The following is a 14,806-nucleotide window of genomic DNA, read 5'->3' on the forward strand; positions in this document are numbered from 1 at the left end:
TTGCGCCGGATTGAATCGTTTCGTACTGTGTCCGGTACCCGCTCGCGGCGGGGTTTCGAGCCAAGGGAGTCTTGATATGAAACGCTTCATTGCGGCGTCCGCCGTCGCAGCCGTCGCCGGCCTGGCCGCGGCGTGCTCCAACCCGGGCGCCTCCGGTACTGAGTCCTCGAGCGACGTCCCCACCGACGGCACCGCCGAGATCCAGGCGCAGGAGCTCACCGTGTGGGTGAACCCCGCCGACCCCGACGCCGTGATGAACGTGTGGACGCGCTTCGAGGAGGAGACCGGCGTCAGCGTCGAGATCATCGAGATGCCCGCCGACGCGTTCGAGTCGGGTGTGCAGACGCGCTGGACCTCCGGCGAGCGTCCCGACATCCTCGAGTACCACGCGACGTCGCTGTTCTGGGCGCTCAACCCGGAGCAGAACATGTACGACCTGTCGAACATGCCGTTCGTCGAGCGCGAGCGGGAGGTGCTCGACGCCGCGGGCAGCCTCAACGGCAAGGTCTACGCCGCGATCACCGACAGCCCCTCGCTCTTCGGCATCTTCTACAACAAGAAGGTCTTCGAGGAGTACGGCCTCGACGTGCCGGAGACCTTCGACGACCTCTCGAGCATCTGCTCGACCCTCCAGGACGAGGCACCGGACGTCACCCCGATCTGGGAGTCGGGAGGCTCCGGGTGGTCGACCCAGATCGTGCCCGGCCTCATGTACATGAGCACGGCGCAGCAGGACGGCAACTGGGCCCAGCAGGTCCTGGACCAGGAGACGACCTTCGACGGTGCGGACAGCCCCTTCGTCGACGGCCTCACCCGGTACAAGGACTTCCAGGACGAGGGGTGCTTCAACTCCGACGCCGTGACCGCGCAGTTCGAGGACGGCATCGCCGCCGTCTCGGGCGGAGACGCCGCGATGATCGCCCTGCCGACCGGTCTCATCGACCAGTTCCAGGCCCGCCTCGACGACGACCTCGAGCTGACCAACGAGACGATCGGGTTCGCCTACCCGTCCGCCGGCGGCGCGGTCTCGGCCTGGGCGCCCAACGTGGCCGGCACCTGGTACGTCCCCCGGACCGGTGACCCCGAGCGGGAGAGCACGGCGCTCGCGTTCATCCAGTGGGCCACCGAGGAGGGGTACCAGGACTTCGTCGACGAGTCCGGCAGCTTCCCGATCCTCGAGGGTGCCGACGCCCCCGACGTGAGCGGCTTCCGGGCCGAGGTCGCCGACGCGTACGAGGAGAGCACCGCCTACGCGTTCAACAGCAACCTCGTCGGGTTCAACGTCGAGTTCCCCAACTACATGACCGGACTGCTGAGCGGTGCGGAGACCCCGCAGAGCGTCGCCGAGCAGTCCCAGACCGCCTTCGAGCAGGCCGCCCGGGCGGCCGGCCTGCCCGGCTGGTGACCGACGGTCCATGACCTCGACGACCGAAGCACCCGCCGGACGGAGCGAGGCGCCCGCCTCCTCCGTCCGGCGGCGCCTCCGCCCCGGCCGGGCGGACCGACGCTGGTGGCCCTTCGCCGCCCCGACGATCGTCCTGACCGTCGCGTTCTTCATCCTCCCGTTCCTGCTCAACATCTACTTCGCGTTCACGCAGTGGACCGGCTTCTCCTCGGTCATCGCGCCGAACGGGCTCGACAACTTCCGCAACCTCGCCGACTCGGGCGTGCTCTGGACGGCGACGCGGGTGACCGTCACCTACGCCGTCATCGCGATGCTCCTGCAGAACGTCATCAGCCTCGGGCTGGCGCTGCTCATGCAGAACACGAGCCCGGTCAACTCGTTCTTCCGGGCGCTCTTCTTCCTCCCGGTGCTCATCTCGCCGCTCGCGGCCGGGTACATCTGGAGCGCGATCCTCGAGCCGCAGGGCCCGCTCAACGCGGTCATCGGGCTCGTGTCCCCCGGCTTCGACCACGCGTGGCTCGGGGACACCCGGACCGTCCTGGCGTCGGTCGCCTTCATCGACGTGTGGAAGTGGAGCGGCATCGTGACGCTCGTCTACATCGCCGGCCTCAACGCCATCCCGCAGTCGCTCGTCGAGGCCGCGCGCATCGACGGCGCCGGGGCGTGGAAGATCTTCTGGCTCGTGAAGTTCCGGCTGCTCGCCCCCGCGTTCACGTTCAGCGTCGTCGTGTCCTTCCTCGGGGCCCTCAACGCCTTCGACATCATCCAGGCGACCACCCGTGGAGGTCCCGGCTCGGCGAGCCTCGTCCTCAACGTCGCCCTCTACCGCCAGTACGCGGGAGGCTTCTTCGGCAACGCCAGCGCGATCAGCCTCACCATCGCGGCACTCGTCGTCGTCCTCGGCGTCCCGCTCATCGCCGCCCTACGCCGGAGGGAGCTCGAGGGATGAGCACCACCACGGACACCGCACCCCCCACGACCCCGCCCCGCCGTCGTCGGCGGGTCAGCCGCGGCGACCTCGCGATGCAGGCGGGCCTCGCCTTCATCGCCCTGCCGTGGATCGTCGTGCCGGTCTGGCTCCTCGTCGTCAACTCGCTGAAGTCCTACGAGGAGGCGAGCCTGCTCGACCTGTCGCTCCCGTCGGAGTGGCGGTTCGATAACTACGCGACGGTCTTCGAGGAGGGCAACTACGGGATGGGGCTCTTCAACAGCCTCGTCATCGCCCTCCCGACGCTGGCGACGGTCATCGTCTTCGGCTCGATGGCCGCCTGGGCGTTCGCCCGCTCGCAGCGGGTGTCGATGAAGATCGCGTACAACATGTCGGTCCTGTCGATCCTGCTGCCGCCGGCGATCCTGCCGACGATCTACGAGCTGCAGGTGCTCGGCATCGACGGCTCGCGGCTCGGGTACTACCTCGTCCTCGTCGGGACCCGTCTCGGCGTCGTCGTCTTCCTCGCCACCGGGTTCGTCCGGGCCATGTCCCCGGACATCGAGGAGGCCGCGGCCATCGACGGGGCCTCGAAGCCGCAGATCTACCGGCTGCTCATCCTGCCCTCGCTGCTGCCGGTGCTGCTCGTCGGCGGGGTCATCCTCATCATCACGATCTGGAACGAGTTCCTCTTCGCCCTCTTCCTCCTGCGCGGCGGCGAACGGGCGACGCTCCCGCTCGGGCTCTTCCGGTTCGCGTCGGCGGCCCCCGAGGTCGCGTCGTTCCGCTGGGACCTCGTGTTCGCGCACGTCACCCTGACGAGCCTGCCCATCGTCATCGTCTACTTCTTCGTGCAGCGCCGCCTCGTGCAGGGCCTGTCCGAGGGCGCGGTCAAGGGCTGAGCGCCGCGATGCCCCTCGACCCGTACCTCGCCGACCGGCTCCACCTGCTCGACGGGGTGACCTGGCCACGGACGGTCGAGCCCGAGGTGGCCGCCCGCCTGGCCCGCTGGGCGGAGGACCCCGGCGCCTACCAGGCCCCGAAGGTCGCGACCGAGGACCGGGTCGTCCCCGGCGACGACGCGAACGTGCCCGTCCGCGTCTACCGGCCGGTGGGCGCGGGCGACCGACCGGCGGGTGACGGCGACCGGCTCGTCGTCTGGGTCCACGGGGGCGGCTTCGCGGCCGGGGACCTCGACATGCGCGAGTCCCACGTCGTGTCCCTCGAGCTCGCCGACCGGCTCGGGGCGACGGTCGTGTCCGTCGGCTACCGGCTCGTCGGCGGCGACGTCCGGTACCCGGCGCCCGTGGACGACGTGCAGTCGGTGTGGGAGTGGGCCACGACCCGGCTCGTCCCGCACCCGCGGACCGCCGTCCTCGGTGGGGCGAGCGCCGGGGCGTGCCTCGTCCTCTCGGTCGCGTGCCGCACGGTCGGAGGGGCCGGCACGCCCGACGGGCTGCTCCTCGTCTACCCCTTCGTGCACCACCCGGTGCCGCCCCTCGACGCGGCCCTGGCGGGCCAGATGGCGACGCTGCCCCCGCTGCTGCGCTTCACCGCCGAGGAGGTCGACCGGATGGCCAAGGAGTACGTCGGCCGCCTCGACGACCTCCCGGCCGAGGCGTTCCCCGGGTCCTCGGACCTGCACGGCCTGCCCCCGACGCACGTCGTCGTCAGCGAGTACGACGACCTCCGCCCCTCGGCGGAGCGCCTCGTGCACGACCTGCGCGAGGCCGGGGTCGCGACGTCCCGACACCTCGCGGTCGGGATGCCGCACGGTCACCTCGACCGGACGCCCGCCCTGCCCGAGGTCGACCGCAGCCTCGCCGCGATGGCCGGGTTCGTCCGCGGCCTCGGCGCCACCTGAGCACGCCTCCCCTCCCGTCCCGCCCGCCGCACCAGGAAGGTCGCCGATGACCCCGCCCGCCCAGATGATCGCCCCGGACGACGACCTGTGCGGTGCCCCGCTGCTCCGCAAGGCCTTCGCGCTGGAGCCGGGCCACGGCGACGTCGTGTCGGCGCGGCTGCTCGTCACGGCGCTCGGCGTCGTCGAGGCGACGCTCAACGGCGAGCCGGTGTCCGAGGACGTCCTCACGCCGGGGTGGAGCAGCTACGAGTGGCGGCTGCGCCAGGCCGAGGTGGACGTCCTGGCGATGCTGCGGGACACCAACGTCCTCGGGCTGCGGCTCGGCAACGGCTGGGCCCGCGGCCGCCTGGGCTGGACCGGGGGCCGGGCGCTCTACACCGACGAGCTCGGGGCCCTGGCCGAGCTCACCGTCCGCTACGCCGACGGTCACGAGCAGGTCGTGCAGACGGACGGGACGTGGCGGGCCGGGCCGAGCGACACGACGAGCAACGACCTCTACGACGGCCAGACGATCGACGCCGGGCGTCGGACGCCCGGCTGGGACGCGCCGGGCTTCGACGACGCGGGCTGGTCCGGTGTCCACGTGCTGCCCTTCGACCACGCACGGCTCACCCCCTACGTCGGTCCGCCGGTCGTCCGGCACGAGGAGGTGCCGGCGCAGCGGGTCTGGACCTCACCGAGCGGCCGGACCCTCGTCGACTTCGGGCAGAACCTCGTCGGCTGGGTGCGGCTGTCGGTGACCGGCCCCGCCGGGCACGAGATCGTGCTGCGGCACGCCGAGGTGCTCGAGGACGGCGAGCTGGGGACCCGCCCCCTGCGCAGCGCCCGGGCGACCGACCGCTACGTGCTGAGCGGTGCGCAGGACCGGTTCGAGCCCACCCTCACGCTCCACGGGTTCCGCTACGTCGAGGTCGAGGGGTGGCCGGGCGAGGTCCGGCCCGAGGACCTCGTCGCGGTCGTCGTTGGGTCCCGCGTCGAGCGGACGGGACGCTTCGAGTGCTCCTCCGACCTGCTCACCCGCTTCCACCGCAACGTCGTGTGGGGCATGCGCGGCAACTTCGTCGACGTCCCGACGGACTGTCCGCAGCGGGACGAGCGGCTCGGCTGGACCGGCGACATCTCGGTCTTCGCACCGACCGCCGCCTACCTCTTCGACGTCGCGGACTTCCTGCGCGACTGGCTGGCCGACCTCGCCGCCGAGCAGCGGCACGCCGACGGCGTCGTCCCCTTCGTCGTCCCGGACACCCTGAAGTCCGACCCGTTCCCGTTCCGACCCGACCAGCTCGGGGCCACGGCCGTCTGGGGGGACGCCGCGGTGTGGGTCCCCTGGGCGCTCTGGTGGGCGTACGGCGACGAGGCGGTCGTGCGGGACCAGCTGGGCTCGATGCTCGGGCATCTGCGCCGCGTCCAGGCCTCGCTGTCCCCGACCGGTGTGTGGGACACCGGCTTCCAGTTCGGCGACTGGCTCGACCCGGACGCCCCGCCGGACGACCCGGCCCGCGCCAAGGCCGACCCGGGGGTCGTCGCCACCGCCTGCGCCCACCGGACCGCGTCGATGCTCGAGCGGATGGCGTCGGCGGTCGGCGCGGACGACGTCGCCCGCGAGGCCGGCGAGACCGCGACGGCGCTGCGCGAGGCCTTCGGGCGGGAGTACGTGCGCGGTGGTCGGGTGCACAGCGACTGCGTCACCGTGTACGCCCTCACGCTCGTCTTCGGTCTCCTCGACGAGGAGGACCGCACGGTGGCCGGTGAGCGGCTCGACGAGCTCGTCCGGGAGTCCGGCCACCTGATCTCGACCGGTTTCGCCGGCACCCCCTTCGTCCTCGACGCACTCACGGACACCGGCCACCTCGACACCGCCTACGGACTGCTCATGCAGCAGGAGTGCCCGTCCTGGCTCTACCCCGTGACCATGGGGGCGACGACGGTGTGGGAGCGCTGGGACTCGATGCTGCCGGACGGGTCCGTGAACCCGGGAGAGATGACGAGCTTCAACCACTACGCCCTCGGAGCGGTCGCCGACTGGATGCATCGGACCGTCGGCGGGCTGGCGCCCGCCGAGCCCGGGTACCGGAGGATCCTCGTCCGCCCACGCCCGGGCGGGGGGCTCACCCGGGCGGAGACCTCGCTCGACACCCCGCACGGTCGGGCCGCGGTCGCCTGGCGGGTCGACGGCGACGCCCTGCTGGTCGACGTCGAGGTCCCCGAGGGGACGGTCGCGGTCGTCATGCTCCCCGGTCGGCCCGAGGAGGAGGTCGGCCCCGGCCGGCACCACCTGCGCGGTGACGCCGTGGCCGGGACGGAGGTCCGGGCATGAGCGCGCGGACCGCCGGGGGCGTGCCGGGGGGCGGCGACCTCGACGCCTGGGTGGCCGACGTGCTGGGCCGGCTGACCGTCCGGCAGAAGGCGGCCCTGACGATCGGGGGCGACTTCTGGCACACCGCGGCCTTCGAGAGTCCCGAGGTCCCGGCGGTGACGATGGCCGACGGGCCGCACGGACTGCGGGTCCAGCCGCGGTCGGAGGACCAGGGCGGCTACACCGGCAGCCTGCCGTCCACGTGCTTCCCGACGGCGTCGGCGCTCGCGTCCTCCTTCGACGTCGGCCTCCTCGAGGAGGTCGGTCGCGCCCTCGGGCGGGAGGCCGACGACCTCGGGGTGCACGTCCTCCTCGGCCCGGGGGTGAACATCAAGAGGTCGCCGCTGTGCGGGCGCAACTTCGAGTACTTCTCCGAGGACCCGTACGTCGCGGGGGTGCTGGGGTCCGCACTCGTCCGTGGGATCCAGGAGAACGGCACGGGCGCCTGCGTCAAGCACTACGCCGCGAACAACCAGGAGACCGACCGCCTGCGCGTCTCCGCCGAGGTCGACGAGCGGACGCTCCGCGAGATCTACCTGCCGGCCTTCGAGCGGGTCGTGCGGGAGGCGTCCCCGGCGATGGTCATGTGCGCCTACAACCGCGTCAACGGGGAGTTCGCCTCGCAGCACCACTGGCTGCTCACCGAGGTGCTGCGCGAGGAGTGGGGCTTCGACGGGGTCGTCGTCTCGGACTGGGGAGCGGTCCACGACCGCGTCGCGGCCCTGGCGGCCGGCCTCGACCTCGAGATGCCCCCGAACCTCGGGCACAGCGAGCTGGCCGTGGAGGCCGCCGTCCGGTCGGGTGCCCTCGACCCCGCAGACCTCGACCGGACGGTCGAGCGGATCCTGCGGCTCGTCGGGGCCCGGGCCGGACGGTCGGCGGACGCGGACACGCCGGAGCGGAGCGCGCGCCTGGACCGGCACCACCGGCTCGCCCGGGTGGCCGCGGCCCGCAGCGCGGTCCTGCTGCGGAACGACGGTGACCTGCTCCCCCTGGAGCTCGCCGCGGGCGCGACCGTCGCCGTCGTCGGGCCCTTCGCGGTCGAGCCGCGGTACCAGGGGGCCGGCAGCTCGCGGGTGAACGCGACCCGTACGGACGGCTCGCTGGAGGCACTGCGGGCCGGGGTCCCGCCGGGCGTCCGGGTCGAGTACGCGGAGGGCTTCGTCACCGACTCCGAGGAGGGACGGGAGGACCTGGTCCGCGAGGCGGTCGCCCTCGCGGCGAAGGCGGATGTGGCCGTCGTCCACCTCGGGCTCCCGTCGCACGCCGAGTCCGAGGGCTTCGACCGCACCCACCTCGACCTGCCCGGCAACCAGGTCGCCCTGCTCGCCGCGCTCAGGGAGGTCTGCGACCGGGTCGTCGTCGTCCTCATGAACGGCTCCGTCGTGCGCACCGCCCCGTGGGAGTCGCACGCCGACGCGGTGCTCGAGATGTGGCTCGGCGGGCAAGCCGTCGGGGGAGCCGTGGCCGACCTGCTGCTCGGGGTCGCCTCCCCCGGTGGACGGCTCCCCGAGAGCATCCCGCTCGCGCTGTCGGACACGACGTCCTTCGTCGGCTTCCCCGGGGAGGAGGGGCGGGTCCACTACGGGGAAGGGGTCATGGTCGGGTACCGGGGTCTGGACCTCACCGGACGGGAGGTCTCCTACCCCTTCGGCCACGGCCTCGCGTACACGACGTTCACCCACGAGGACCTCGAGGTGACGACGAGCGGCTCCGTGGACGGTGGCGACCTGGCGCTCGACGTCCGCTGCACCGTCCGCAACACCGGTCCTCGCGCCGGGCGGGAGGTCGTGCAGGTCTACGTCGGCGACCCCGAGGCGTCCGTCGCCCGTCCGCCGCGCGAGCTGCGGGCGTTCGTCGCCGTCGACCTGGAGCCCGGCGAGTCCGCCCCGGTGCACGTCCGGCTCACCTCACGCGACCTCGCGTTCTGGTCGACGGTCGTCGACGACTGGGTCGTCGAGGCCGGCACGTTCGTCGTCGAGGTCGGGGCGTCCTCGCGTGACATCCGGCTCGAGGCCCGGGTCGTGCTCGAGGCGACGCCGCGCCGCCGACCGCTGTCGACGATGTCGACGCTCTGCGAGTGGCTGGAGGACCCGCGGGGCCGACCGCTGCTCCTCGCGATGATCGGTGCGGGCGAGGACGGACGGCCCGGCGGGATCCTCGGCGACGACGAGCACCTGAGCGTCATCGGCAACTTCCCCCTGGAGTCGCTCGCGACGTTCCCCGGCACCGGCGTGACGAACGCGTCGCTGCGCGGGCTGCTGGCGGACCTCGGCCGGGACGGGGGCGAGGGATGAGTGGGGGGCCGGTGGTGGCCGCCCCCGCCCCTCGCTCAGCCGGCGGCCGTCGAGCGCCGGGCCACGAGGCGCGGGTCGAACTCGACCTGCTGGTGGGCGTGCCCGGGGTCGTTCTGCTCCTCGATGAGCAGCCGCGCGGCCGTGTACCCGAGCTCGTAGCGGGGCTGCGAGACCGACGTGAGCGGGACCGCGGCCGCCGCCGCGAAGTCGATGTCGTCGTAGCCGACGATCGCGAGGTCCTCGGGCACGCGACCGCCGTCCTCGATGCAGCGCTGCAGCACGCCGAGGGCGACGAGGTCGTTCGCGCAGAACGCCGCGGTCGGCCGCTCGGACGCGGGCATCGACAGGAGCCGGTGGGCGGCGCGTCGTCCCTCCTCGACGCTCAGCGAGTCGGTCGCGAGCTCGACGAGGTCCTGCGCCGGGAGCCCCGACTCGGCGAACACCTCGCGGGCGCCCGCGCGCCGGTCGCGGACCTGCCCGAGGCGGGCGGGCCCGCCGATGAAGGCGATCCGCCGGTGACCCCGGGCGAGCAGGTGCTCGACGGCGAGGCGGCCCCCGAGGACGTCGTTGACCGTGACCCAGCACCCGCCCCAGTCGGAGAGCTCGCGGGTCCGGTCGACGAGCACGACGGGGGTGCCCCGGCCGGGCAGCTCGTCGAGCAGCGGCGTCGTGGGGTCGACGGGGGTGATGAGCACGCCCTGCACCCGCTGCTCCCCGAGCTTGTGGAGGTAGGCCGCCTCGCGGACCGCGTCCTCCCGGCTGTCGCACATGAAGAGGGAGAGACCCGCGTCGCTCGTCGCGTCCTCGATGCCCCGGGCCACGTCGGTGAAGAACGGGTTGCGGGCGTCGAGCAGGACGTAGGCGAGGACGCTGCTGCGGCCGGCGCGCAGCTGACGGGCCGACTCGTTGCGCACGAAGCCGAGCTCGGCGATCGCGGCCTCGACCTTGGCGCGCGTGGACTCGCGCACGAGGCTCGGCCGGTTGAGCACGTTCGAGACGGTGCCGAGGGAGACCCCCGCGCGCTCCGCGACGTCCTTGACGCTCGCCGCCCGCGACACCGCGCTCATTCTCTGTCTCCCACCGTGGAACCGGACCGGACCCCCATCGTGGCACGGTCCCGCCGCCATCGGCGGCGCGCGGTTGACCCGGTCCGGGGGGGCTCGTACATTGTGCATGAAACATTTCAAATCACGCCCGCGCGACGTCGTCGTGCCGCCCGGCGGGACCCCGACGTCACAGGAGAGTCGCGATGAGAGCCTTCGCCGACATCACGGAGGCGCTCTCGGCGCTCGCCGTCGAGGTGCCCTCGTGGGCCTACGGGAACTCCGGGACCCGGTTCAAGGTGTTCGGCTCGCCCGGCACGCCGCGGACGGTCGAGGAGAAGGTCGCCGACGCGGCGACGGTCCACCGCTTCACGGGTCTCGCGCCGAGCGTCGCGCTGCACATCCCGTGGGACCTCGTCGACGACTTCGGGGCGCTGCGCCGGAACGCCGAGGACCTCGGCGTGCGCATCGGGACCATCAACAGCAACACGTTCCAGGACGACGACTACAAGCTCGGCGCCCTGACGCACACGGACCCGAAGATCCGGCAGAAGGCGATCGACCACCACTTCGAGTGCATCGACGTCATGCACGCGACGGGGTCGCGCGACCTGAAGATCTGGCTCGCGGAGGGAACGAACTACCCGGGGCAGGGCGACCTGCGGGCGCGCCAGGACCGCCTCCACGAGGGGCTGTCGACGATCTACGACCGGCTCGCCGACGACCAGCGCCTCGTGCTCGAGTACAAGTTCTTCGAGCCGGCGTTCTACCACACGGACGTCCCGGACTGGGGCACGTCCTACGTGCAGGTGGCGGCCCTCGGCGAGCGCGCGATGGTGTGCCTCGACACCGGCCACCACGCGCCCGGGACGAACATCGAGTTCATCGTCGCCCAGCTGCTGCGGCTGGGGAAGCTCGGCTCGTTCGACTTCAACAGCCGCTTCTACGCCGACGACGACCTCATCGTCGGGGCGGCCGACCCCTACCAGCTGTACCGGATCCTCGTCGAGGTCGTGCGCGGCGGCGGGTACGGCCCGGGCAGCGACGTCGCGCTCATGCTCGACCAGTGCCACAACATCGAGAAGAAGATCCCCGGCCAGATCCGCTCGGTGCTCAACGTCCAGGAGATGCTCGCCCGGGCGCTGCTCCTGGACCGGGAGGCGCTCGCCGCCGCTCAGGAGGAGGGCGACGTCCTCCTCGCGAACGAGATCTTCATGGACGCCTTCTACACCGACGTCCGGGCCGACCTCGCGCACTGGCGCGAGGAGCGCGGCCTGCCGGGCGACCCGATGCGGGCGTACGTCGGGAGCGGGCACCAGGAACGGATCGAGGACGAGCGGGTCGGTGGGACCCAGGCAGGATGGGGCTGAGCACGTGAGCGGGACGAACGAGACGGTCGAGGCACTCGTCGAGCGGTCCAACCGCCTGGGCGCCGACCCGAGGACGACGAACTACGCCGGCGGCAACACCTCGGCGAAGGGGTCGGCCACCGACCCCGTGACGGGCCGGGACGTCGAGCTGCTGTGGGTCAAGGGGTCCGGTGGCGACCTCGGGACCCTGACCCCCGCCGGGTTGGCCGTCCTGCGCCTGGACCGGGTCCGGGCGCTCACCGAGGTCTACCCCGGGGTCGAGCGCGAGGACGAGATGGTCGCCGCGTTCGACCACTGCCTCTTCGGCACGGGCGGGGCGGCCCCGTCGATCGACACCGCGATGCACGGGCTCGTCGACGCGCCGCACGTGGACCACCTGCACCCCGACGCGGGCATCGCGATCGCCACGGCGGCCGACGGCGAGGCGCTGACCCGGACCATCTACGGCGACAAGGTCGTCTGGGTGCCCTGGCGCCGGCCCGGCTTCCAGCTCGGCCTCGACATCGCCGCGATCAAGGAGGAGAACCCGCAGGCCGTGGGCTGCATCCTCGGCGGGCACGGCATCACCGCCTGGGGCGAGAGCTCCGAGCAGTGCCGCAGGAACTCGTTGTGGGTCATCCGCACCGCGGAAAGGTACATCAAGGCCCACAGCGGCAAGGACCCGTTCGGGGCGCCGCTGAAGAAGTACGCACCGCTGAGCCCGGCCAGGCGCCGCGCGCGGGCCGCGGAGCTCGCGCCGTTGCTGCGGGGCGTCGCCTCCACGGACCGGCCGATGGTCGGCCACTTCACGGACAGCAAGGTCGTCCTCGACTTCCTCGCCGCCCGCAACCACCCGCGGCTCGCCGGGCTCGGGACCTCCTGCCCCGACCACTTCCTGCGGACCAAGGTCAAGCCGATGGTCCTCGACCTGCCACCGGACGCCCCGATGGACAAGGTCCGGGCCCGGGTCGAGGAGCTGCACGAGCAGTACCGCGAGGACTACCGCGGCTACTACGAGCGCAACGCGACCGCCCTCGGTGGGGACTGGCCGGCGATGCGCGGCGCCGACCCGCTCGTCGTCCTCGTCCCCGGCATCGGGATGTTCACCTACGGCAAGGACAAGCAGACCGCGCGGGTCGCCGGCGAGTTCTACGTCAACGCGATCAACGTCATGCGCGGCGCCGAGGGCCTGTCGAGCTACGCCCCGATCGACGAGTCCGAGAAGTTCCGCATCGAGTACTGGGCGCTCGAGGAGGCCAAGCTGCAGCGGATGCCGCGGCCCAAGCCGCTCGCCACCCGGGTGGCGCTCGTCACCGGCGCGGCGAGCGGGATCGGCAAGGCGATCGCGACCCGGCTCGCCGCCGAGGGCGCGTGCGTCGTCGTCGCCGACCTCGACGAGGACAAGGCGGTCGCCGCGGCCGCGGAGATCGGCGGAGCCGATGTCGCCCTCGGCATCGCCGCGGACGTCGCCGACGCCGCCCAGGTACGGGCGATGGTCGACGCCACGGTGCTCCGGTTCGGCGGACTCGACCTCGTCGTCAACAACGCCGGGCTGTCGCTGTCGAAGTCGCTGCTTGAGACGACCGAGGCCGACTGGGACCGGCAGCACGACGTCATGGCGAAGGGGTCCTTCCTCGTGAGCCAGGCGGCGGCCCGGGTGCTCGTCGAGCAGGGGATGGGCGGGGACATCGTCTACATCTCCTCGAAGAACTCGGTCTTCGCCGGCCCCAACAACATCGCCTACTCGGCGGTCAAGGCCGACCAGGCCCACCAGGTGCGGCTGCTCGCGGCCGAGCTCGGCGAGCACGGGGTCCGGGTCAACGGCGTCAACCCCGACGGGGTCGTGCGCGGGTCCGGGATCTTCGCCGGCGGCTGGGGCGCCAACCGTGCCAAGGTCTACGGCGTCGACGAGGAGGACCTCGGCGCGTTCTACGCCCAGCGGACCCTCCTCAAGCAGGAGGTCCTGCCGGAGCACTGCGCCGCCGCGGTCCTCGCGCTCGTGGGGCCGGACATGAGCCGGACGACGGGGCTGCACGTGCCCGTCGACTCCGGTGTGGCGGCGGCCTTCCTCCGATGACGACCGGCGGGCTGCGGCTCGTCGCCGTCGACCTCGGCGCGACGAGCGGCCGGGTCATGGTGGGACGCGTCGCGCCCGGCGTGCTCGACCTCGAGGAGGTGCACCGCTTCCCCAACGGGGCCGTGCGGCTCGGCGGCTCGCTGCACTGGGACGTCGTCGGGCTCTACCGCGAGGTCCTCACCGGGCTGCGGGAGGCCGCCGGCGGCGGACCGGTCGACGGCGTCGGCATCGACGGGTGGGCCGTCGACCACGGGCTCCTCGACCGGGACGGGGCGCTCGTCGGGACCCCGTTCAGCCACCGCGACCGCCGGACCGACGGGGTGCCGGCCCGGGTGCTCGAGGTCGTCCCCGCCGACGAGCTCTACGCCGTGACCGGGCTCCAGCTCCTCGACTTCAACACCCTCTTCCAGCTCGTCGCCGCGCGGGGGACCGCGGCCCTCGGGGCGGCCGAGACCCTGCTGCTCCTGCCGGACCTGCTCGGGCACTGGCTCACCGGCGCCGTGGGGGCGGAGCGGACGAACGCGTCGACGACCCAGCTGTACGACGTGCGGACCGGACGATGGGCGACCTCGCTGCTGGACCGGCTCGGGCTGCCTGCCGGCATCCTCCCGCCGATCCGCGAGCCGGGCTCGGTGCTCGGCCCGGTCCGGGCGGACGTGGCGCGCGAGGTCGGGCTCACCGACGACGTCCCCGTCGTCGCGGTCGGGTCGCACGACACCGCCTCGGCCGTCGTCGCCGTGCCGTCCGAGGGCCCGGGAACGGCGTACGTCTCGTCCGGCACGTGGTCGCTCGTCGGCCTCGAGCTCGACGCACCGGTGCTCACCGAGGACGCCCGGGCCGCGGACTTCACGAACGAGACGGGGGTCGACGGCACGGTCCGCTTCCTCAAGAACGTCATGGGCCTCTGGGTGCTCGGCGAGTGCCTCCGGGCGTGGGCCGACGCCGGCGAGCCGGGGGCGACGCTCGAGGCCGTCCTCGTGGCGGCGGTGGACGTCCCCGCCCTGCGGACCGTCGTCGACGTCGACGACCCCTCGCTCCTGCCGCCCGGCACGGCGGACGACCCGATGCCGGACCGGCTGCGCGCCCTCGCCCGCGCGGCCGGCGAGCCCGAGCCGGTCACCCCGGCGGAGGTCACCCGCTGCGTCCTCGACGGCCTCGCCCTCGCGTACCGGCGACACCTGAGGACGGCCGCCCGCCTCGCCGGCCGCGACGTGCGGACCGTCCACGTCGTCGGCGGTGGGTCGCTCAACGCCCTCCTGTGCCGGCTCACCGCCGACGCGTGCGGGGCCCCCGTCCTCGCCGGTCCGGTCGAGGCGGCCGCGCTCGGCAACGTCCTCGTCCAGGCCCGGGCCCTCGGCGCGGACCTGCCCGACCTCGCGGCGATGCGGGGCCTCGTCCGGGCCACGCACCGGATCACGCGGTACGAGCCGGAGGGGATCGCCGACTGGGAGGCTGCCGAAGGGCGCCTTCCTCGGGGAGGATGAGGC

General features: G+C 73.0%; 10 protein-coding genes. 9 read left to right on the plus strand and 1 reads right to left on the minus strand.

Annotated elements, in window-relative coordinates; translation table 11 throughout:
* Positions 1-76 precede the first annotated feature (76 nt).
* The 6 genes from KC207_RS00390 to KC207_RS00415 are packed head-to-tail and all read left to right on the plus strand — an operon-like array spanning position 77 to position 8,850.
* Positions 77-1,405 (plus strand): ABC transporter substrate-binding protein, encoded by a 1,329-nt coding sequence (locus tag KC207_RS00390; RefSeq protein ID WP_211600887.1) that lies wholly within the window; start codon positions 77-79, stop codon positions 1,403-1,405.
* A gap of 10 nt (positions 1,406-1,415) precedes the next feature.
* Positions 1,416-2,354 (plus strand): carbohydrate ABC transporter permease, encoded by a 939-nt coding sequence (locus tag KC207_RS00395; RefSeq protein ID WP_211600889.1) that lies wholly within the window; start codon positions 1,416-1,418, stop codon positions 2,352-2,354.
* Positions 2,351-3,235: a carbohydrate ABC transporter permease gene (locus KC207_RS00400; RefSeq protein WP_211600891.1), complete on the plus strand. Its 885-nt coding sequence runs from the start codon at positions 2,351-2,353 to the stop codon at positions 3,233-3,235. The genes KC207_RS00395 and KC207_RS00400 overlap by 4 nt, the downstream gene beginning before the upstream one ends.
* 8 nt (positions 3,236-3,243) lie before the next feature.
* The gene (locus KC207_RS00405) at positions 3,244-4,197 is read left to right on the plus strand and encodes an alpha/beta hydrolase fold domain-containing protein (RefSeq protein ID WP_211600893.1); all 954 of its coding nucleotides are present in this window, start codon (positions 3,244-3,246) and stop codon (positions 4,195-4,197) included.
* Positions 4,198-4,243: 46 nt separating this feature from the next.
* The gene (locus KC207_RS00410; RefSeq protein ID WP_211600896.1) at positions 4,244-6,514 is read left to right on the plus strand and encodes a family 78 glycoside hydrolase catalytic domain; all 2,271 of its coding nucleotides are present in this window, start codon (positions 4,244-4,246) and stop codon (positions 6,512-6,514) included.
* On the plus strand, positions 6,511-8,850 hold the full coding sequence (locus KC207_RS00415; RefSeq protein WP_211600898.1) for a glycoside hydrolase family 3 C-terminal domain-containing protein: 2,340 nt from the start codon (positions 6,511-6,513) through the stop codon (positions 8,848-8,850). Before KC207_RS00410 ends, KC207_RS00415 begins: the two co-directional genes overlap by 4 nt.
* 35 nt (positions 8,851-8,885) lie before the next feature.
* Here KC207_RS00415 and KC207_RS00420 read toward each other — a convergent pair whose 3' ends face one another.
* A complete protein-coding gene (locus tag KC207_RS00420; RefSeq protein ID WP_211600900.1) occupies positions 8,886-9,917 on the minus strand; it encodes a LacI family DNA-binding transcriptional regulator in 1,032 nt (343 codons plus the stop codon).
* 182 nt (positions 9,918-10,099) lie between these two features.
* Between KC207_RS00420 and rhaI the strand changes: the two genes are divergently transcribed.
* Genes rhaI through KC207_RS00435 form a run of 3 tightly spaced genes read left to right on the plus strand, consistent with a single transcriptional unit; the run spans position 10,100 to position 14,803 of the window.
* Positions 10,100-11,263, plus strand: a complete 1,164-nt coding sequence (gene rhaI, locus KC207_RS00425) for an L-rhamnose isomerase (RefSeq protein WP_211600902.1) — start codon at positions 10,100-10,102, stop codon at positions 11,261-11,263.
* Between the two features lie 4 nt (positions 11,264-11,267).
* Entirely contained in the window at positions 11,268-13,319 is a 2,052-nt protein-coding gene (locus KC207_RS00430) for a bifunctional aldolase/short-chain dehydrogenase (RefSeq protein ID WP_211600904.1), read from the plus strand.
* Positions 13,316-14,803: a rhamnulokinase gene (locus KC207_RS00435; protein WP_211600906.1), complete on the plus strand. Its 1,488-nt coding sequence runs from the start codon at positions 13,316-13,318 to the stop codon at positions 14,801-14,803. Before KC207_RS00430 ends, KC207_RS00435 begins: the two co-directional genes overlap by 4 nt.
* Positions 14,804-14,806 lie beyond the last annotated feature (3 nt).

Origin of the sequence: Phycicoccus avicenniae (assembly GCF_018139485.1) — a bacterium.
Lineage (GTDB): Bacteria > Actinomycetota > Actinomycetes > Actinomycetales > Dermatophilaceae > Phycicoccus > Phycicoccus avicenniae.